The sequence below is a fragment of the Ruegeria sp. HKCCD9138 genome, from assembly GCF_057220975.1.
On sequence record NZ_JBWVAZ010000007.1, the window covers coordinates 111,272 to 130,151 of the forward strand.

Annotated in this window: 19 protein-coding genes and 1 tRNA gene; 6 read left to right on the top strand and 14 right to left on the bottom strand. The window is 58.4% G+C overall.

From position 1 onward, the window contains the following. Positions 1–43: 43 nt before the first annotated feature. Positions 44–958 (bottom strand): MBL fold metallo-hydrolase, encoded by a 915-nt coding sequence (locus AC2TEL_RS13480; RefSeq protein WP_480839989.1) that lies wholly within the window; start codon positions 956–958, stop codon positions 44–46. Between the two features lie 44 nt (positions 959–1,002). Between AC2TEL_RS13480 and AC2TEL_RS13485 the strand changes: the two genes are divergently transcribed. After that, on the top strand, positions 1,003–2,322 hold the full coding sequence (locus tag AC2TEL_RS13485) for an ATP-binding protein (protein ID WP_480839987.1): 1,320 nt from the start codon (positions 1,003–1,005) through the stop codon (positions 2,320–2,322). Positions 2,323–2,332: 10 nt separating this feature from the next. Here the strand turns inward: AC2TEL_RS13485 and AC2TEL_RS13490 are convergent, their stop codons facing one another. The 9 genes from AC2TEL_RS13490 to AC2TEL_RS13530 all read right to left on the bottom strand — a co-directional run bounded on the left by AC2TEL_RS13490 (position 2,333) and on the right by AC2TEL_RS13530 (position 12,305). Beyond that, entirely contained in the window at positions 2,333–3,709 is a 1,377-nt protein-coding gene (locus AC2TEL_RS13490) for a dipeptidase (protein WP_480904475.1), read from the bottom strand. Between the two features lie 120 nt (positions 3,710–3,829). Next, complete coding sequence (locus tag AC2TEL_RS13495; protein ID WP_480904477.1) at positions 3,830–4,282, bottom strand: SRPBCC family protein; 453 nt, start codon at positions 4,280–4,282, stop codon at positions 3,830–3,832. 106 nt (positions 4,283–4,388) lie between these two features. Beyond that, a complete protein-coding gene (locus tag AC2TEL_RS13500) occupies positions 4,389–5,201 on the bottom strand; it encodes an XdhC family protein (protein ID WP_480904480.1) in 813 nt (270 codons plus the stop codon). A 12-nt stretch (positions 5,202–5,213) separates the two neighbouring features. Further along, positions 5,214–6,401: a vWA domain-containing protein gene (locus tag AC2TEL_RS13505; protein ID WP_480904483.1), complete on the bottom strand. Its 1,188-nt coding sequence runs from the start codon at positions 6,399–6,401 to the stop codon at positions 5,214–5,216. Continuing rightward, positions 6,401–7,267 carry an AAA family ATPase gene (locus AC2TEL_RS13510; protein ID WP_480904485.1) on the bottom strand — a complete coding sequence of 289 codons (867 nt, stop codon included), beginning with the start codon at positions 7,265–7,267 and terminating at the stop codon, positions 6,401–6,403. The genes AC2TEL_RS13505 and AC2TEL_RS13510 overlap by 1 nt, the downstream gene beginning before the upstream one ends. 53 nt (positions 7,268–7,320) lie before the next feature. After that, on the bottom strand, positions 7,321–9,738 hold the full coding sequence (locus AC2TEL_RS13515) for an aerobic carbon-monoxide dehydrogenase large subunit (protein ID WP_480904487.1): 2,418 nt from the start codon (positions 9,736–9,738) through the stop codon (positions 7,321–7,323). Further along, on the bottom strand, positions 9,735–10,229 hold the full coding sequence (locus tag AC2TEL_RS13520; RefSeq protein ID WP_480904490.1) for a (2Fe-2S)-binding protein: 495 nt from the start codon (positions 10,227–10,229) through the stop codon (positions 9,735–9,737). The genes AC2TEL_RS13515 and AC2TEL_RS13520 overlap by 4 nt, the downstream gene beginning before the upstream one ends. A 12-nt stretch (positions 10,230–10,241) precedes the next feature. Then, complete coding sequence (locus tag AC2TEL_RS13525; protein WP_480904493.1) at positions 10,242–11,075, bottom strand: FAD binding domain-containing protein; 834 nt, start codon at positions 11,073–11,075, stop codon at positions 10,242–10,244. Positions 11,076–11,213: 138 nt separating this feature from the next. Next, positions 11,214–12,305 (bottom strand): MHYT domain-containing protein, encoded by a 1,092-nt coding sequence (locus AC2TEL_RS13530; RefSeq protein WP_480904496.1) that lies wholly within the window; start codon positions 12,303–12,305, stop codon positions 11,214–11,216. 443 nt (positions 12,306–12,748) lie between these two features. Here AC2TEL_RS13530 and AC2TEL_RS13535 point away from each other — a divergent pair, with 443 nt between their 5' ends. Then, positions 12,749–12,976: a hypothetical protein gene (locus AC2TEL_RS13535; protein ID WP_480839972.1), complete on the top strand. Its 228-nt coding sequence runs from the start codon at positions 12,749–12,751 to the stop codon at positions 12,974–12,976. Positions 12,977–13,135: 159 nt separating this feature from the next. On the opposite strand, the gene AC2TEL_RS13540 is transcribed toward AC2TEL_RS13535, so the two are convergent. After that, positions 13,136–13,212 (bottom strand) — tRNA-Ile (locus tag AC2TEL_RS13540). A gap of 107 nt (positions 13,213–13,319) precedes the next feature. Between AC2TEL_RS13540 and purM the strand changes: the two genes are divergently transcribed. The 3 genes from purM to rnd all read left to right on the top strand — a co-directional run bounded on the left by purM (position 13,320) and on the right by rnd (position 16,234). After that, positions 13,320–14,366, top strand: a complete 1,047-nt coding sequence (gene purM / locus AC2TEL_RS13545; RefSeq protein ID WP_480861792.1) for a phosphoribosylformylglycinamidine cyclo-ligase — start codon at positions 13,320–13,322, stop codon at positions 14,364–14,366. Next, positions 14,363–14,959 carry a phosphoribosylglycinamide formyltransferase gene (purN, locus tag AC2TEL_RS13550; protein WP_480861794.1) on the top strand — a complete coding sequence of 199 codons (597 nt, stop codon included), beginning with the start codon at positions 14,363–14,365 and terminating at the stop codon, positions 14,957–14,959. Before purM ends, purN begins: the two co-directional genes overlap by 4 nt. A 117-nt stretch (positions 14,960–15,076) precedes the next feature. Beyond that, the gene (gene rnd / locus AC2TEL_RS13555) at positions 15,077–16,234 is read left to right on the top strand and encodes a ribonuclease D (RefSeq protein WP_480861796.1); all 1,158 of its coding nucleotides are present in this window, start codon (positions 15,077–15,079) and stop codon (positions 16,232–16,234) included. Here rnd and AC2TEL_RS13560 read toward each other — a convergent pair. Then, entirely contained in the window at positions 16,231–16,788 is a 558-nt protein-coding gene (locus tag AC2TEL_RS13560; RefSeq protein WP_480839967.1) for a hypothetical protein, read from the bottom strand. The genes rnd and AC2TEL_RS13560 overlap by 4 nt on opposite strands. 110 nt (positions 16,789–16,898) lie before the next feature. Between AC2TEL_RS13560 and AC2TEL_RS13565 the strand changes: the two genes are divergently transcribed. Next, positions 16,899–17,309 (top strand): SufE family protein, encoded by a 411-nt coding sequence (locus AC2TEL_RS13565; RefSeq protein ID WP_480839966.1) that lies wholly within the window; start codon positions 16,899–16,901, stop codon positions 17,307–17,309. A gap of 2 nt (positions 17,310–17,311) precedes the next feature. On the opposite strand, the gene AC2TEL_RS13570 is transcribed toward AC2TEL_RS13565, so the two are convergent. Next, positions 17,312–17,989: a DUF1638 domain-containing protein gene (locus AC2TEL_RS13570; RefSeq protein WP_480904498.1), complete on the bottom strand. Its 678-nt coding sequence runs from the start codon at positions 17,987–17,989 to the stop codon at positions 17,312–17,314. Between the two features lie 123 nt (positions 17,990–18,112). Then, on the bottom strand, positions 18,113–18,811 hold the full coding sequence (locus AC2TEL_RS13575; protein ID WP_480904501.1) for a corrinoid protein: 699 nt from the start codon (positions 18,809–18,811) through the stop codon (positions 18,113–18,115). Positions 18,812–18,880: the final 69 nt, after the last annotated feature.

Consider the following 18,880-nt stretch of genomic DNA (forward strand, 5'->3'; position numbering starts at 1 on the left):
CGTCCAGAGGGGAAGCGCTTTGCGGTGAAAAAATTTTCGCGGGTCAGCTAAGTCGTCTGAATTGTGTTGATACGGACAGCTCCTGCAGCGGGTCCACGCGGGATTTACCGACCAGATCCACGAGATGCGCAAACACGTTTCGTTCGGCGGCCGGCAGCAGCGCGTTGGGAGTCTCGACATAAATTCGGCGGGTCAGGTCCTGTACCGTTGTCGGGCCATCCTCCAAAGCGGCCAAAATCTGCGCTTCACGCTCCAGGCGGTGCCCAATCAGCCAATCCAGTCGAGCCGCAGGGTCTGTCACCGGAGCGCCGTGCCCGGGATGAAACACGGACCAGTTGCGCGCACGCAGGCGATGGCAGGCACCCATGAAATCCGTCAGATCGCCATCGGGAGGGGAGACCAGTGAACTGGCCCACCCCATGACATGATCTGCCGTGAAACACGCATCACCCCAGGCCAGTGCAATATGATTGCCCAGATGACCTGGCGTGTGGATGACCTCAAGCTCCCAATCATCGCCCCTGATGAACTGACCGTCCGCCACTTCCTGATCCGGGCGAAATGCCGAGTCGATTCCTTCACCGCCACCCGCGAGGCCCTGTTGGGCAAGACGGGTCATGACAGCGCTGCGTCCGGCCATGGGGCCGCCATATGCCAAAATCGGCGCACCTGTGCGCGCTGAAAGCGGTGCCGCGAGCGGAGAATGATCCAGGTGCGAATGCGTCACAAGTATGTGGCTGATATTCTGACCGGGTTCCAACGCGTTCAGAATCGCGTCCAGATGCGCCTCGATCATCGGGCCGGGGTCGATCACCGCGATATCTCGGGTTCCCAGTAGATAAGTGTTCGTGCCGCGATACGTCATGGGCGAGGGATTCGGCGCGAGAATCCGACGAAGTCCGGGCGAAAGTTCCTCTGCCATGCCGGGTAAAGGGTTGAAATTGTCGGGGGATTGCATTCTGACCTCTTCCTCTTACCCAGGTGGCCAGCTAGGTTTAGCCCATGTCGTCGCAATGGCTCAAACCCTATATGCCTCGCAGCCTTTATGCCCGTGCTGCTTTGATCCTTGTACTGCCGGTGATTGTACTGCTGCTGGTTGTATCCATCGCGTTTTTGCAGAAGCACCTCGAAGAAGTGACGCAGCAAATGACGCTTACGGCATCGCGCGAAGTCGATCTTATAATGGACGGCATTCAGGGCGCCGAAACGCAGCAGGAGGCGCTGGCGGCTCTACGATCCGAACTCACGGTTCTGGGGATGACGGCGCGGTTCCTTCCACCGAACGAAGAAGCCGAGCCCGGCCCACGTCGTTGGCACGACTTCATTGCGCCGCAAGTTGCCGCAAATCTGAGCGACCGTATACCTGAAATCGTCACAATCGCCCTGCCAAGCGGCAGAGAAGCCCGGGTATATCTGGACACCGACCTTGGAATCCTCGAGCTGGTTTTTGATCGCAGGAGGTTGTCGCCCGCTGCGCCGCACCAGTTGATTGTCACGATGGTGTTCTTTGCCGTCCTGATGACAACAATCTCATTCCTTTACATGCGCAATCAGCTGCGCCCGATCACCCGCCTTGCGGATGCGGCGCAGGCTTTCGGGCGGGGCAGGGTGGTGCCCTATACGCCGAACGGAGCAATCGAAGTGCGTGCGGCAGGTAATGCTTTTCTGGATATGCGGGCGCGGATTGAGCGCCAGATAGAACAACGTACGCGGATGCTGTCTGGTGTCAGCCATGATCTGCGCACCCCGCTTACGAGGTTGAAACTGGGATTGTCGCTGCTGCCGGAAGACGATGGTGCGCAAATGCTGAAAGATGTGGACGAAATGCAGTCGCTTCTGGACGCGTTTCTGGAGTTTTCCCGAGGAGCCGCGGAAGGCGCGCCTGAAAAGGTCGAACCCAAATCTTGGTTGCAGGGAATTGTGCAGGATTCCCAACGCGCCGGTCACGATGTTGAAATTGTGTCGGTCGACGGTGAGGGATCCGCGATGGTGCGCCCAATGTCGATGCGACGCGCGGTCGAAAACCTGATCGGCAACGCCGTTCGCTACGGCTCCCGCGCTGAAGTGAGCCTGACACTCTCGCCAAAGTCCTTGCGCATTCGGGTCGAAGATGATGGCCCCGGTATTCCGCTAGAGCAACGAACCGAAGCCGTGAAGCCGTTCACCCGGCTTGACCCTGCCCGAAACCAGAATCAAGGCAGCGGAGTCGGTCTGGGTCTTGCCATCGTTGCCGACATCGCGCGCGCGCATGGCGGTACATTGCGGCTGGGTAAAAGCGAGCGTCTGGGTGGTCTATGTGCGGATATCGTGATCGGGCGATGAAAAAGCGGGTTCAGGCCGTTTCATCGCCAAGTCGCTGCATAAGCCGCACATATGCCGTCTGACCCAAACGAAATGTCGGGAGGCGAAAGAACTCGTCCGGAGCGTGCTGGTTTTCGTCCTCATGTCCAAATGCGAACATGACGGCGTGCAGTCCGAGTTGATCAAGCAGCGTGGACATAACGGGAATTGAGCCGCCGACCCGGGTCTTGTAGGGGGCCTTGCCATAAACCTCTTCCAGAACCTGACCGGCGATGGCCGTGGCATTGTGGCCTGCCGGTACAAGGAAAGGATCGGCGCGTCCGGGGTTTCTGGTGACTCTGGCCGAGACGCCGGGCGGGCAATGCGCATCGACGTGCGCAGCGATCAGCTCGAATATCCGTTCCGGGTTTTGGTTGGCCACCAACCGACACGTAATCTTCGCCGACGCAGATGCAGGTAGAACAGTCTTGGTTCCCTGGCCCTGCCAGCCGCTGGTCAAACCGTTGATTTCAAATGTCGGGCGCGCCCAAAGATTTTCGCGTGTGGAGTATCCCGGCTCGCCATGCGTCGCAGGTGCACCGGTCTGTGCAAGATAGGCGGTTTCGTCCCACGGAACCCGCGCAATTGCGTCACGGTCTTCGGCGGTAAGCTCGACGACATCGTCATAAAACCCCTCAATCGTGATGCCCCCCTCCGGTGCCTTCATGCTGGCAAGCAGATGGGCAAGGGCCTGAGCTGGATTGGCCACACCGCCCCCATGCATGCCAGAGTGCAGGTCGGCGCGCGCTCCGGTCACCTCGATTTCAAGCGACGTCAGCCCCTTCAATCCAAGAACCAGCTGCGGTGTTTCGGTGTCCCATTGTGATCCGTCGGCGGAAAAGATCATGTCTGCCTGAAGGCGATCGAGGTTCTTTTCGATAAACGGTGGCAAATCAGGAGAGCCGATTTCCTCTTGCCCTTCGAAGAAAAACCGCACGTTCACGGGCAGTTTGCCTGTCTCCGCCAGCAATGCTTCTGCGGCCAGAATGGGGATCAGCATCGCGCCCTTGTCATCGGTCGCGCCGCGCCCGTAAATCCGATCACCGCGTATCGTCGGTTCGAACGGTGGTGAGGTCCAAAGATCAAAGGGCTCTGCCGGCTGAACGTCGAAATGACCGTAAACAAGGATTGTAGGTTTGTCGGGCCCGGCGTGCAGCCAGTCGGCGCAGACGACAGGATGACCTGCCGTCTGATACATATTGGCGTTTTCGATGCCTGCAGACTTAAGGCGATCAACTACCCATTGGCCCGCGGTCTGCACATCTGCTGCATTCTCGGGTTTTGCCGAAACGGATGGAATCCGGATGAAATCGCAAAGCTCATCGACAAAACGCGTCTGATGCACGTCCAGATATTCACTCCATCCCATAGGAACCCCCGCAAAAATCTGGGATCAATCTGGCGTGACCCGGAACATCCCTCAAAGTGTTTGTTGCCGGGTCAGGTCGGAAAACGGTGAATACTTAGGCTTTGATCTTTCGATGAACCTTCAGGTAACCGTTTGTTCGGCGACGATCTCCCCAAAACGCTCGAAAAACTTGGCCGAGAGTTTCTTTGCAGTACCGGCAATCAACCGGCTACCCAATTGCGCGATCTTTCCGCCGACTTCGACCTTCGCGGTATAGGCCAGGGTTGTTTCTTCCCCTTCCGGTACCAGAGAGACATCCGCACCCCCCTTTGCAAACCCGGCGGCACCTCCTTTGCCTTCACCCGACAGAGAAAACTCGTCTGGGGCCTTGGAGTTGTCCAAAGTCACCTCTCCACTAAAGCGTGCTTTGACCGGACCGATCTTCAAGACAACTTTGGCCTCAAGATGCTCGGGCGAATGCTGTATCAGTTCTTCACAGCCGGGGATGCATTCTTTCAGGACATCCGGATCATTCAACGCGCGATACACGACGTCACGCGGGGCGGCGATGCGGATTTCGTCATTCAGTTCCACCTAAGTGTCCTCTGCTCAACAACATCTTGGGAAAACGCGAAGCGCGGCCTCGGTCGCTTCTTCGGGTGTCATTTCGGGATGCGCGGGCCACAATGCCCGTAACACGTCACGCCATTTTTTCATCATGCGATGTCTCCTCGGATTTGTCTGAATTCCGCCAGAGGATGATCTCGGCCAGGATCGACAGCGCGATTTCATGCGGATCAATTGCGTGGATATTCAGGCCCGCGGGTGACTTGAGCCGATTTGTTCGTTCGGCGGCCATTCCCATCGCCTCAAGCTTGTCACACAAGACCTGAGCCTTGCGCCGGCTGGCGACCATCGACACGCGATATGCGGGCGTTTCCAGCGCCGCCTTCAATGCCGCTCCGTCACCTTTTCCCTGAGAGGCAACCACGACAAAATCGCGCGGTTCGACGCCAAGCGCATTTATATCGTCTGAGCGGAAACTGGTGTGATCTGTTGAGCTTTCCGAACCTTCCGGCAGGCAAACCCGGAACCCGGCAAGTGCGGCGTGGTCCGCAAGGGCCAAAGCGATTGGTGAATCGCCGAAAATTACAACGCGGGGTGCGTGCTGATATGGCTCGACCAACAGATCGACCGTGCCACCCGACGGGCAGCCGCTTTTGAATGTCCGAACACCATCCGCGTCCGTCATGGCCACCACCTTTTCTGTAGGTTTCACGCGGATCATTTTCGGAGATCCGCTCGCAAGCGCCTCCAGCGCGGATGTGCGAACGGCGCGCTGCACGCATGCACCGCCCAGGTGACCCAATATCCGCCCGTCGCGGGTAATCGCTGCTTTGCCACCTGCTTTGGCCGAAGTCGCGTCGGCGGTGCGAAGGACAGTTGCCACGCAAAAGGCGTCGCCCTTGCGGCGCAACTCCTCAATCGTGTCGAATATGTCGAAACCTGCCATGGCCGTGTCCTTTCACAATTTCCGGAACTCGGGTTCCAGCGCTGCCAGTGCGTCGAGCGTATTTGCCGGCAAATGCGCATCGAGATATGGCTCGGCCGCCTGCATGGCGGCTGCAACGGGCTGGTAATCTCTCCAGCCCTTCAACGGGTTCAGCCAGACAATCCGCCGCGATTTGCGCCGGATGCGCGCCAGAACGTCGCCCAAGTCGCGCGGATCAGAGCTGCAATAGCCGTCCGACAGGATCAGAACGATCGTCCGCCCATTCAGGGCGCGTGCGCCATAGCCAGTCAGGAAGGTCTCAAGACTGCCGGAGATATCGGTGCCACCGCCAAAGCCATCAGCCATCAAAGACAATCGTCCCGCAGCGCGCAGTGTGTCGTGGTCGCGCAACGCGTCGGTCACCCGCATCAGCCTTGTGTGAAACAGATATGCGTCCGCTTCGGTTCCGCTGCCGACCAAGCCCTTTAGAAAGGCCAGAAAAACCCTTGAATAAACGGTCATCGACCCGCTGACGTCGCACAAGGCGACAATCCGCATGGGTCGGAGTGGTCGGGCTCGCCGGAACAGGTCGATGGGTTCACCGCCGCGCGCCAGACTGGCGCGCTGAATCCGACGCATATCTAGGGACGGACCCCTGAGGGCCTGTTTTCTACGACGCGACCGCCGATCCCGGATTGCCCGCGCGAGTGCCGTTGCCGCAGCTTCGGCTTGTTTCAGCGACTCCTCGTCCATCAACTCGCGCAGATCCCGGCGCGACTGGTTGTCCACGCGGGTTGCAACAAGTTTGCCGTCTATCCCTTCGGCCTCTGCGTTGCCTTCCGCCGGAGTTGTGGCGTGATCTGCCTTGGGTTCGTGTTCGTCTTCCTTCCGACTTGTCTCTTGCCAAATCATGGGTTTGGCGGATTGCACCCGCACATGCGTGTCTCGTGCCATTCCGGTTCTTTGCTTTCCAGCGTTAAACCAATAGGAGTCAAAGAGGTCATTAAAGCGACGCCAATCATCGGCGTCGCCGGACAGCAACACGCACAAGGCTTGCCGTGCCTGTTCGACATCGGTCGCTTCGACGGCCGACAAGGCCGCAAGCGCATCTCCGGCTTCCTTCGGTCCGACACGCAACCCGTTCATTCGCAGATGCGCGATGAACCCGGACATGCGATCCGCCAATCCTTGCGCGCGAGATGGAAACTGGGTGACCTGCATCACGCAACCTTTCCGATGAGCCGGTCCATGACCTCTGGCGGGGCAGCATCGTAGTCTGCGGCGGTTTTGAGCAGGCAAACCAACGTGGCCTGAACCTCACTCCGGGATTTGGCCAGGTCATTGACGCCAAGGCCGGACAAAGCAGCCGCCCAATCCAGCATCTCGGCAATGCCGGGGGTTTTCTCCAGATCTTCTTTGCGCAATGCCTGCACAACACCGACGATTTGCCGGGCCAGTTGACCTTCGATCTGGGGCATTCGGGCATGCAGAATGGCGATTTCAGTTTCGCGGGACGGGTAGTTGAGGAAGCTATAGAGGCAGCGGCGGCGCAGTGCGTCGGACAGATCCCGGGTGCCGTTGGCCGTCAGGATCACGACAGGCCGCGAGCGCGCCTTGATTGTACCGAGTTCGGGGATGGTGATCTGAAAGTCTGAAAGTATTTCAAGCAGGTAGGCCTCGAATTCTTCGTCCGCCCGGTCGATCTCATCAATCAACAAAACCGGCGGTTCGTCCTCGCTGATCGCTTCCAGCAAGGGCCGCTTCAGCAAGTAGTCGTCGGTGAACAACTGCGCCTCGCTGGTGCCGCCCTGCGCCTCGCTGGCACGAATGGCCAGAATCTGGCGCTGGTAATTCCATTCATAGATGGCATGGCTGGCATCCAGCCCTTCGTAACACTGCAACCGGATCAAGCGCGCGGTGCGTTGGGCTGCCAACGCCTTGGCGACTTCGGTTTTGCCGACGCCAGCCGGGCCTTCCAACAGCAGCGGTCGGCCAAGTGTCTGCGCCAGATGCAGCGCCATCGCCAATCGATCGTCGGCGACATAGCCCACCTCGGCGAGGCCCTGCTGTATCTCATGCAAGCTCATGCCATTCTCCCGGATTGCCGCCGCGAAGGGGTTCAACGCGGCGGCTTTTCCTTTTAGCCATGCATTCCCAGACCGTTGGCGATCTTCCAGATGCGCCAGTGGTCATGCGGCATATGGCTCTGGACCAAACCGAAGGGCCTGAACGCATCATGCACCGCGTTCGAGAACGCAGGGACGCCACCGACATTCGGGCTCTCGCCCACTCCTTTGGCACCTATCGGGTGGTGCGGAGACGGCGTCACCGTGTGATCGGTGGTGTAGTTGGGCGTCTCCCAAGCCGTCGGCAGGAAGAAATCCATCAGCGTGGCGGTTTTTACGTTACCCATCTCATCATAGGCGATTTCCTGACCCATCGCGATGGCCAGTGCCTCGGTCACGCCACCATGGACCTGGCCTTCGATGATCATGGGGTTGATCCGGGTGCCGCAATCATCCAGCGCATAGAACTGCCGGACGTCCCATTCGCCGGTATCCACATCGATCTCCATGACACAGATATAGGCGCCGAAGGGATAGGTCATGTTGGGCGGGTCATAGTAGCTGACGGCTTCCAGACCGGGTTCCAGCCCTGGGATCGCCTGATTATAGGCGGCGAAGGCGATCTCTTTCATCGTCTTGAACCGCTCAGGCGCACCTTTGACCGAGAACCGGTCCACGTCCCATTCGACATCGTCGTCGTGGACCTCCAGCAGATAGGCCGCGATCATCTGCGCCTTGGCGCGGATTTTGCGCGCAGCCATTGCCGTTGCCGCACCGGCCACAGGTGTCGACCGAGACCCATAGGTCCCAAGCCCATAAGGCGCGGTGTCGGTGTCACCTTCCTCCAGCGTGATATCGTCCGCAGGCAAGCCGATCTCACTTGCGATGATCTGGGCAAAGGTCGTTGCGTGGCCCTGACCCTGACTGATTGTCCCCAGCCGCGCGATGGCAGAGCCGGTCGGATGAATACGGATTTCGCAGCTATCGAACATACCAAGCCCAAGGATATCGCAATTCTTGACCGGGCCTGCGCCGACGATTTCGGTGAAATGCGTCAGACCAATTCCCAGTAGTTTGCGAGTCTTGCCGGCTTTGAAATCCTCGATCCGCTGCGCCTGTTCGGCCCGCAGACCTTCGTAGTCCACGGCCTTCAACGCCTTGTCCCAGGCCGTGTGGTAATCGCCTGAGTCATATTCCCATCCCAGCGCGGACTGATACGGGAACTGATCGGCCTTGATGAAGTTGATCCGGCGCAGCTCGGCCGCGTCCATGTTCAGCTTGATGGCCAGAATCTCGATCATCCGTTCGATGAAATAGGCAGCCTCGGTCACCCGGAACGAGCAACGATAGGCGACACCGCCCGGTGCCTTGTTGGTATAGACCCCGTCCACTGCCAGATAGGCAGTTGGAATGTCATAGGACCCGGTGCAGATGTTCATGAAACCGGCCGGGAATTTGGTCGGGTCAGCACAGGCGTCAAATCCACCATGATCCGCTGTCGTGTGGCACCAGAGACCGGTTATCTTGCCGTCCTTGGTCGCAGCGATCTTGCCCTGCATCCAGTAATCGCGGGCAAAGGCTGTGGACATCAGGTTTTCCATCCGGTTCTCGACCCATTTCACCGGTCGGCCGGTGACAATGGACGCGACAACCGAGCAGACGTAACCCGCATAGGCGCCAACCTTGTTGCCAAAGCCACCACCGATATCAGGGCTGATCACCCGGATATTGTGCTCGGCTAGGCCAGAGATCAGTGAAACGACCGTACGGATCGCATGTGGGGCCTGGAACGTGCCATAGAGCGTCAGCTTGCCGGTCACCTTATCCATCGAGGCAACGCAGCCGCATGTCTCCAGCGGGCATGGGTGGGTCCGGTGGTAATAGACCATCTCTTCGGCCACGACATCGGCCTCGCCCAGAACAGCTTCGGTCGCGTCTTTGTCGCCCTGTTCCCAGGTGAAGATGTGGTTGTGATGCTTGCGCGGGCCATGCGCGCCCTCGGTCTGACCTGCGAGGTCCTCGCGCAAAACAACGTCCGATTTCAGCGCCTCGAACGGGTCGGTGAGGACGGGAAGTTCTTCGTACTCGACCTCGACAAGTTCCGCGGCATCCGCCGCGATGTAGCGGTTTTCGGCTACGACATAGGCGACTTCCTGGCCCTGAAACAGAACCTTGCCGTCGGCCAGCACCATTTGCTTGTCACCGGCCAGCGTCGGCATCCAGTGCAGGCCCAGCGGCGCCAGATCTTCGGCAGTCAACACAGCAACAACGCCGGGCATGGCCAGTGCGGCGTCCTTGTTCACACTGACAACGCGGGCATGGGCATAGGGCGAGCGGACAAAAGCGCCGAACAGCATCCCTTCCAGTTTGACGTCGTCGACATAGTTGCCTTTGCCTTGGGTGAAGCGCACGTCCTCGACGCGTTTGCGGGCGCAGCCCATTCCTTTGAGGTTGGCGGCGCGTTCTTCGGGGGTCATGGTTTGATCGTTCATTCCGCGGCCTCCTTCTGAGCGTTCAGCATGTCAGCCGATGCCGAGATCGCCTTGACGATGTTCTGGTATCCGGTGCAGCGGCAGAGGTTGCCGGCCATGCCAAATCGGATTTCCTCTTCGGTCGGATTCGGGTTTTCCTGTAGCAGACGATGCGCACGGGTAATCATGCCCGGCGTGCAGAAGCCGCATTGCAGCCCGTGATGTTCGCGGAACATCTCTTGCAGAACACCAAGGCTGCCATCGTCATTGGTCAGGCCTTCAACGGTGGTAATATCGGCGCCGTTCACCTGCGCCACGAAGGTCGTACAGGATTTGACGGACTTTCCGTTGATATCCACGGTGCAGGCACCGCAATGGCTGGTCTCGCATCCGATATGAGGACCGGTGATTTTCAGATCTTCCCGCAGGAAGTGGATCAGCAACGTGCGCGGCTCGGCCAGACCTTCGACTTGCTTGCCATTGACGGTGAGTTTGACGTGCATTTTCGACATGGTTTCCTCCCCTCAAACCGCGCGGCTCTGCGCACGGTCGATGGCGCGGCGCAGCATCACAGCGGCTACGTGTTTCTTGAATTCGACGGGGCCGCGGTTGTCGGCCACCGGATCGATCGCGTCGAGCATCGCTGCGACACAGCCGCTGACGTCCCCATTGGCCAGCGCATTGCTTGCGCCTTCGGACCAGATGGGTGTGTCTGCCAGATTGGTCATCGCGACCGAAGCCTGACCGTTGCCAACCATCACCGCAGCTGCGGCCGTCGCATAGTCGCCGATCTTGCGTTTCTGCTTTTCATACGCCTGCCCAACACCAGCGCCGGGGACCGGGATCGAAATCTGCGTCAGGATTTCCTCATCCTCACGGGCGGTGAAATAGGCTGCTTCATAAAACTCGCGCGCGGCGACGCTGCGTGTTCCGTCCGGGCCGGACAATTCGAATTTCGCGTTCAAACACTGCATCAATCCGGGCATGTCATTGCCCGGGTCACCATTGGCGACATTGCCGCCGACGGTGCCCATATAGCGAACCTGCGGGTCTGCGATCTGCAACGCAGCCTCGCGGATCAAGGGAATGGCGGCAGCCAGCCCCTCATGCGCGATCAACTCGTGCTGTGTGACCATCGCGCCCAAGATGACGGTATCGGAGCCGATCTCGATGCCCTTCAACTCATCAATGGCCTGAAGATCGACCAGATGGCCCATTTCGGCCATGCGCAGCTTCATCATCGGGATCAGGCTGTGCCCGCCCGCAATCACACGCGCTTCGTCTCCATGTTCTTGTAGAATCCCAATGGCCGAGGCGATATCGCCTGGCCGGTGATACTCAAAACCGGCTGGTATCATGTTCTTCCTCCCTGGGTCCGAGCGATTTGCCTTGAGGACCTGAGGCTAAGAATGAACGGTGGGATTACCCGATCCAGCCGCCGGGAACGGGGCGCGCAGCTTGTTTCACGAAATGCGAATGGGCTGCACGAGCTGCGATTACAGGCCCAGAGCCTCGCGGATGTCATTCAGGCGGGATCGGCTGACAGGTACTTTGGTCAAAGCATCGACATCATCGAAATAACAGGTGCCGTTATCCTTATGCCGCTCGAAGCTGGAGACATGCTTGGGGTTCACCAAATAGCTTCGATGTGACCGCAAGAAACCGTCCGGTTTCAAACGCGTTTCAGCTTCGGTGATGGACCAGGGACAAAACAGTTTCTCATTGTCCATGTAGAGGACTGTGTAGTGCCCTTCGGCCCGGATGGCAGCGATTTTGGAGGGTTCTGCAAAAAATGTCTGGCCCTCACGCTCGTATGGAACCCCAGCACGAAGGGTGACAATTGGTTCCGGAGTGGGAAGGTCGGCAGGAGCAGCGGCAGGCTCGGACTCGATAAAGGAAATACCGGTCAGTAAAAACGCGCCGCAAATCAGGAATACCGCCACCGTGACCCCCATTGCCAGCACCTGATTGTTCAGGGCTGGACCAGCGCCCCCGGCGCTGTCCGTAGCGACAAAATCAGTCAGGCCCGTAGCAACGAAATGCATGGTAAAAACTGCCAGTCCAAAGCACACGGTGCCCAACAGGATATTGCGTTGCGTACGGTTGTCGTACGCGGCCCAGATCGCCAGCACGGACAGTACCACCGAAGCCAGCGTCGAAATGGCAACGTCCCATACGTTGTAGACGGGTCGACACAGCTCCATCCCGGCCATACCGACATAATGCATCACCACGATACCCAGCCCCACGATCACACCGGCGCCAACGATCGTGCTCATTGTCCGGGGGCGGAAATGAAGCAACAGCAACGCCAGACCGACCATCAGGATCGCAACAAGCGCTGAAATCAGCGTGATCAGGGCGTCATAATAAAACAGGATCGGCAATTGGAGCCCCAGCATGGCCACAAAATGCATGGACCAGATACCGCCGCCGAGGATGATCGCAGCCAGGGCTACGAAGAACTTACGCCTCTGATCATCCAGTTTCGACGCGCCGTGTGTCAGATAGAGTCCTGTGAATCCGGCCATCAAAGCCACGGCCAAAGACGCCGCCACCAGCCAGACGTTATGTGAATACTCCAACATGTAGGCGTGCGCGCCCTCCCCAGCGCAGGGTGACGTTAGCAAACCTCATATAAGGGTACAATCGACACATCTGCTAACCCGGTTCAGATCACAATCTGGGTGCAGTTTCAGACTTTTCCATAGGGTTTTCGGAAAGACAAAAGTCATCATGCTGCTCTTGTCAGGCACTGATTTCTTTCAGGACGAAGATGAGTTGCGAAAGTGGTGATGTTCAGCGCCGCCTCAGTGTTCGCCTTATTCGACGTTGTAGCTATTCACCGACAATAAGCGTGTGAATTACGGTACGCGGTATGTTGCGACACCTTCAGTTACCGTTTTGCGGAAATCTACACCATCAGGCGGTCAGATGCCTCAAGTCAGAGTTCTTCGCAAATTAGTAGAACTGGAAAACCGTCCCAAGGTAAGGCACTCTGGAACTCTGCGCGCATGTAGGAGGTCCCGGAATGCCCCAATACAACGACATGTTCGAACTGTCCGTCGACGACATAGACCTTATCGAATCTTCTTTGCGGCGTGCTATGACATCACTGTCTCATGAGTTGGCCAACGAAGACGAGGAAAACAACTCTGAAAAAGAGGAATCCCTTCATCGCATTCAAGACCTGCTGGGGCGGCTTCACGATCAGAAAATATTCTACCGGCCCAAAAGCGGTGTGTACGTGAGCGGCTGAAGCTTGTGCGAGAAATAACAAGCCGAGCAATCGGCGAATCCCGGGGCTACTTGCAGAGATAAGCGCCTGGCTGGATGGGCCTACGTCAGATGATAGGCCGTTCACGGGTGTGTTTGCGGGACAACTTTTCACAGAAATTTGGGGCCGCAAGGCGGTATTTGGTAGGCCCGGAGGGACTCGAACCCCCAACCAAAGCGTTATGAGCGCTCTGCTCTAACCAATTGAGCTACAGGCCCGCCTGAGCGCCTTGCGTATCACGATCAGGGCCCGCGTCAAGCCTGACCGTTGCAACATGTCCAACAATCGACTAACCCGCGCGCAAAGCACTCACGGGGGACCGACGATGACAGCGGGCAAGAACGGAATCACCTACGCCGATGCAGGTGTGGATATTGACGCAGGCAACGCTCTGGTCGATCGGATCAAGCCGGCGGCGAAGCGAACAAATCGCCCGGGTGTGATGAGTGGCCTCGGTGGTTTCGGCGCGTTGTTCGACCTCAAGGCGGCCGGCTACGAAGATCCGATTCTCGTTGGGGCCACCGATGGTGTTGGCACAAAGCTGCGGATCGCGATTGATACCGGTGTGGTCGACGGCGTGGGTGTCGATCTAGTCGCGATGTGCGTCAACGACCTGATCTGTCAGGGGGCCGAGCCGTTGTTTTTCCTGGACTATTTCGCCACAGGCAAGCTGGACACGGACACGGCTGCGCGGATTATCGAAGGAATTGCTGACGGTTGTGCCCAGTCCGGATGCGCTCTGATCGGTGGTGAGACGGCGGAAATGCCAGGCATGTATCCGGATGGAGATTTCGATCTGGCTGGTTTCGCAGTTGGTGCGATGGAGCGTGGTACAGCTTTGCCCGATGGCGTGCAGGCGGGTGACGTGTTGTTGGGGCTGGCCTCGAATGGGGTGCATTCCAACGGCTATTCGCTGGTGCGCAAACTGGTCGAAATGTCGGGGCTGGGCTGGGATGCGGCGTCTCCCTTTGGTGATGGCTCGTTGGGTGAGGCACTGCTGACGCCGACGCGTCTCTATGTCAAACCGGCACTGGCGGCGATAAGGGCAGGGGGCGTCCACGCGCTGGCCCACATCACCGGCGGAGGTTTGACAGAAAACCTACCGCGTGTTCTGCCAGAAGGGCTGGGGGCCGAGATCGACCTCAACACGTGGGACTTGCCGCCTGTGTTTGGCTGGATGGCCGGAATTGGCGGGATTGCCGAGGCCGAAATGCTCAAGACCTTCAACTGCGGCATTGGTATGATCGTTGCCTGCGCCGCAGATCAGGCCGACACGGTTGCAGCAGTGCTGGCCGATGCTGGTGAGACGGTTTCGCGCATCGGAACGGTCACCGAAACCCCGGGTGTTGCCTATTCGGGCTCGCTGTTGTGAGGCACAAAAGGGTCGCCATTCTGCTGTCCGGCGGGGGGTCGAACATGGTGTCGCTGGTCGACAGTATGACGGGCGATCATCCCGCGCGCCCGTGTCTGGTTATGTCCAACGACGCACAGGCGGGCGGGCTGGAAAAAGCGGCGGATCGCGGTATCCCCACAGCCGTAGTGGATCACCGTCCCTACAAGGGCGACAGGGTGGCTTTCGAAGCAGAGTTGATCAAGCCTTTGCAGGATGCGCAGCCCGATATCGTTTGTCTGGCCGGGTTCATGCGGGTTCTGACCGGCGGATTTGTTTCGCATTTTCAGGGGCGGATGCTGAATATTCACCCGTCGCTATTGCCGAATTACAAGGGTCTGAACACACATGCCCGCGCAATCGAGGCCGGTGACGCCGAGCATGGTTGCACCGTTCACGAAGTAACGGCGGCACTGGACGATGGCCCGATCCTGGGACAGGCACGCGTCGCGATCGAAGAAGGGGATACGCCAGAGGTTTTGGCTGCACGGGTTCTCGCATGGGAGCATAAGCTGTATCCTGCGGTCTTGCGGCGGTTTTCTGGCGGGGACAGGACACCGGTTCACCTGCCCTGAATTGCCTTGGGTGATTTACACGCCCCCGGAATTCGGCCTATGGTCGCCCCTAACGCTCGGGACGAGGACAAAAAGACGGGCAGTCACCAAAGAACAAGAGCAAACACAGCACGGCGCATGAAAACCCTGACAACCACGCAAGAACTGGCCGATTTTTGCCAGACGGCTTCGAATTACTCCTATGTCACTGTAGATACGGAATTTCTGCGTGAACGAACCTATTATTCGAAACTGTGCCTCGTTCAGATGGCTTACCCGTCTGACGACGAAGACAGCGCAGTTCTGGTTGATCCTCTGGCCGCAGGTATGTCGCTGGCACCGCTCTATGACCTGTTCACCAACGAAAACGTAATCAAGGTTTTCCACGCCGCGCGGCAGGATCTTGAGATTTTCTGGGTCGAAGCCGGTATCTTTCCGACACCGCTGTTTGATACGCAGGTTGCCGCGATGGTCTGCGACTTTGGCGAACAGGTGGGTTATGAAACGCTGGTCCGGAAAATCTGTAAAGAAGGGGTGGACAAGACCTCGCGCTTTACCGATTGGTCGCGCCGCCCTCTGACGGATGCGCAGAAGGCTTACGCTCTGGCGGATGTGACCCACTTGCGGAAGATCTACGAATATCTCGCGGCTGAGCTTGAAAAGACCAGACGCAGCCACTGGGTTGCCGAGGAACTGCGGATACTGACGCGCCCGGAAACCTACAATATTCGCCCCGAGGACGCCTGGCGGCGCGTCAAAACACGCACCAACTCGGCGAAATTTCTGGCCGTGGTCCGGGAGCTGGCGCAATTCCGCGAAGCATATGCGCAAGAGAACAACGTTCCGCGCAGCCGGGTGTTCAAGGATGATGCTTTGATCGAATTGGCCTCGACCAAGCCGAAATCGCACTCGGATCTGGGTGGTTCGCGGTTACTGCTGCGCGAAGCGCGCAAAGGTCCGATCGCCGACGGCATTCTGGCCGCCGTCAAACGTGGGGTGAATTGCCCGCCAGATCAACTGCCAAAGGTCGATAACAGTCGCGACAAGCTGAAGGTCAATCCTGCGTTGGCGGACCTGCTGCGGGTGCTTCTGAAATCAAAGACGGAAAGCGCGGGCGTTGCAGCCAAGCTTATCGCGTCAAGCGCTGACCTGGATCTTATCGCGGCAGGAGAACGAGAAGTGCCGGCCATGACCGGCTGGCGGTTTGAAGTGTTCGGGGAAGATGCCCTGAAGCTCTGCGATGGCAAGATCGCGCTGGCGGCCAAAGGGCAGACCGTTCAGGTCGTGTCGCTTTAGCGGCGGCGCGATTCCAGGGCGTTCTGTTGGCCCACCACGCGGACCATACGAATACCCTGCAGTTCGTCTGCCGACACGTTGATGGCGTCTGAGACCATACGTGAACGTTCAGTCCCCTGCGCCGTCGAGTAATCGGGATAGTTCACGCGGAATGAGAACTCCAAAACGCCGTTTTTTGTGTTTTCTTCCGAGTCGACACGGCTGAGTCGGGCTTCGTAAGCGCCCTGTCGAATTGCGGTGCCGGATGCGTAGACGATGGCGCCGGACGGTGTGGGCTCGATCCTCAGCTCATCGATTCTGGCAATAGGGACACTTGTGTCCTGTGCCTCGGGGCGTTCAAACAGGCCGATGCCATCGCCTTGCTCGGGAACCAGAGCATTCGGATCGTCTGCCGACGTCTCGACCGGGGCAGGGGTGCTGGAGCCAAACCAGTTGGAGGGGTTCACCCGCGAGTCGCGCCAGCCGCTGCAGGAGGACAGAATGAACGAGGAAACCAGAAGAACGGTCAGAGATTTGTGCATGGGCCCCAGAGATTTGCGCGTATTTTCCTGCATGGGGTTACCGTAATTTGATCGCCTTGAAAAGCCACGCTGGGGGGTGGACAGGAGGTAAAGGTGAGCATAGGTCACATTTGTGACCGCGTAACGCAAGGAAAAGCCGACCTATGGCAACGTCCGCCTTTGAAGAGATCGTCGAGGACTTCGAGTTCCTGGAGGACTGGGAAGACCGGTACCGCCATGTCATCGAGCAGGGCAAGGCGATGCCACCTTTGGATGACGCGTTGAAAGTGCCCGCGACCAAGGTCCACGGCTGCGCAAGTCAGGTTTGGCTACATCCCGTCATCGAGGGGGGGGTGTTCCATTTCGATGGCGATAGTGATGCCCTGATCGTGCGCGGCCTGATCGCGGTTTTACGCAGTCTTTACAATGGTTTGCCGGTGAACGAAGTGCCCCGCGTGGATGCCGCAACTGAATTGGCGCGGCTGGGGCTGAACGATCATCTGTCTGCGCAACGCTCTAACGGGCTGCGTTCAATGGTCGAACGGATTCGCGAAGTCGCATTGGCCAACGCCTGACATTAGTCCTGCCGTTCGGCGTTTGGGCGCGCCGCCCAATCGGACAGTGTGGTTTCCAGATCGCCATATCGTGTCAATCTGCGTTCAAAGGCCAGCCCCATCCGGTCCGCGCAGTCCTGAGCACGCCGGGTCAGGTCAGGGTCGTCGGTCTGCGCCTGATAGACGAGTTTGGTGTAATTCCCGAAATACATGTCGCGTAGTTCAGGATGCCGATCGAGACCCAGAGGTTTCCAGACGAAAGCATCGAATTGCCGCGCCAAGAAGTCCGTCAGATAAAAGGCGGTGGTTTCGTCTTCGCTGTGGTCCGCGAAGGCGTCGTTGCCTTCAAAAAACGAGTAACAATGCGGGCCTTTGACCATCTCTACGCCTAACCGGTCGCAGGCCTGCTGCAGCAGCCCGCCCGTGCCGCAATCGGCATAGACGACATAGATTTTTTCATAGCCGTCACGGTGTTTGGCCACCGCTTCCTCGACCGCTTGAGTGATGCGTTCGGGATGGACATGCAGAATCGCCGGAAGACAGGTTAGCGCCATGTGGTCCCAGCCGTTACGGGCTTTCAAATCCAGAATCTCTCGCGCTAACGCACCGCAGGCAATCAGCAGTATATTTTCTGACCGACTTTGCGCGTTATAACCCTGCTGCGTCAGGCTTTCGTCGTCTGGAAATGGCGTGTCCGTCATGACCCATCCGTTCGATTGCGTATCAGATCAAATCTAGTGTTTCGGGTGGCCGGTATTCAAGCTTGGCCCCGGAACAAAAAAGGCCGCCCGAAAAGGACGGCCCTTGGTAATCTTTCCGTTGCCTTAGCCCGCCATCTGGTTGTGGCGGCGCGACACGAAGTCCTTGGCCATTTCCACAGCCACAGCCGCGTCACGGCAATACCCGTCTGCGCCAATTGCCTTGCCGAACTCTTCGTTCAACGGTGCGCCACCTACGAGTACGATATAGTCATCGCGCAAACCCTGTTCGACCATCGTGTCGATAACGACCTTCATATAAGGCATCGTGGTGGTCAGCAGAGCGGACATGCCCAGAATGTCCGGTTTTTCGGACTCCAGAGCCTCAAGATAGTTTTCGACCGGGTTGTTGATGCCCAGATCGACCACTTCGAAGCCCGCGCCTTCCATCATCATCGAAACAAGGTTCTTGCCGATGTCGTGGATGTCGCCCTTGACGGTGCCGATCACCATCTTGCCCACGCGCGGTGCGCCGGTTTCCGCCAGCAGCGGTTTCAGGATCGACATGCCGCCTTTCATGGCGTTGGCGGCCAGCAGAACCTCCGGGACGAACAGAATACCGTCGCGGAAATCGTGGCCAACGATCGTCATGCCACCCACAAGTGCCTTGGTCAGGATGTCGTAAGGGGTCCATCCGCGTTCCAGCAGAATGTTCACGCCTTCTTCAATCTCTTCCTTCAGACCATCATAAAGGTCGTCGAACATCTGCTCGACAAGTTCGTCGTCGTTCAGTTCGGACAGGATGATGTCTTCTTCATCGGACATGGGGCATTTCCCTGAGCTGTTCGGGCCCTCGGCCCGGGGTGGCAATTTTTACCGTTTTGGCCATTTCGT

What these genes read in the sequence shown, in the direction of transcription:
- rnd (WP_480861796.1), top strand. Translation starts at nt 15,077, where the DNA reads ATGAAAACCCTGACAACCACGCAAGAACTGGCCGATTTTTGCCAGACG.
- AC2TEL_RS13510 (WP_480904485.1), bottom strand. Translation starts at nt 7,267, where the DNA reads ATGAGCTTGCATGAGATACAGCAGGGCCTCGCCGAGGTGGGCTATGTC.
- AC2TEL_RS13490 (WP_480904475.1), bottom strand. Translation starts at nt 3,709, where the DNA reads ATGGGATGGAGTGAATATCTGGACGTGCATCAGACGCGTTTTGTCGAT.
- AC2TEL_RS13565 (WP_480839966.1), top strand. Translation starts at nt 16,899, where the DNA reads ATGGCAACGTCCGCCTTTGAAGAGATCGTCGAGGACTTCGAGTTCCTG.
- AC2TEL_RS13535 (WP_480839972.1), top strand. Translation starts at nt 12,749, where the DNA reads ATGCCCCAATACAACGACATGTTCGAACTGTCCGTCGACGACATAGAC.
- AC2TEL_RS13570 (WP_480904498.1), bottom strand. Translation starts at nt 17,989, where the DNA reads ATGACGGACACGCCATTTCCAGACGACGAAAGCCTGACGCAGCAGGGT.
- AC2TEL_RS13505 (WP_480904483.1), bottom strand. Translation starts at nt 6,401, where the DNA reads ATGCAGGTCACCCAGTTTCCATCTCGCGCGCAAGGATTGGCGGATCGC.
- AC2TEL_RS13575 (WP_480904501.1), bottom strand. Translation starts at nt 18,811, where the DNA reads ATGTCCGATGAAGAAGACATCATCCTGTCCGAACTGAACGACGACGAA.
- AC2TEL_RS13500 (WP_480904480.1), bottom strand. Translation starts at nt 5,201, where the DNA reads ATGGCAGGTTTCGACATATTCGACACGATTGAGGAGTTGCGCCGCAAG.
- AC2TEL_RS13530 (WP_480904496.1), bottom strand. Translation starts at nt 12,305, where the DNA reads ATGTTGGAGTATTCACATAACGTCTGGCTGGTGGCGGCGTCTTTGGCC.
- purM (WP_480861792.1), top strand. Translation starts at nt 13,320, where the DNA reads ATGACAGCGGGCAAGAACGGAATCACCTACGCCGATGCAGGTGTGGAT.
- AC2TEL_RS13520 (WP_480904490.1), bottom strand. Translation starts at nt 10,229, where the DNA reads ATGTCGAAAATGCACGTCAAACTCACCGTCAATGGCAAGCAAGTCGAA.
- AC2TEL_RS13560 (WP_480839967.1), bottom strand. Translation starts at nt 16,788, where the DNA reads ATGCAGGAAAATACGCGCAAATCTCTGGGGCCCATGCACAAATCTCTG.
- AC2TEL_RS13515 (WP_480904487.1), bottom strand. Translation starts at nt 9,738, where the DNA reads ATGAACGATCAAACCATGACCCCCGAAGAACGCGCCGCCAACCTCAAA.
- AC2TEL_RS13485 (WP_480839987.1), top strand. Translation starts at nt 1,003, where the DNA reads ATGTCGTCGCAATGGCTCAAACCCTATATGCCTCGCAGCCTTTATGCC.
- AC2TEL_RS13480 (WP_480839989.1), bottom strand. Translation starts at nt 958, where the DNA reads ATGCAATCCCCCGACAATTTCAACCCTTTACCCGGCATGGCAGAGGAA.
- AC2TEL_RS13525 (WP_480904493.1), bottom strand. Translation starts at nt 11,075, where the DNA reads ATGATACCAGCCGGTTTTGAGTATCACCGGCCAGGCGATATCGCCTCG.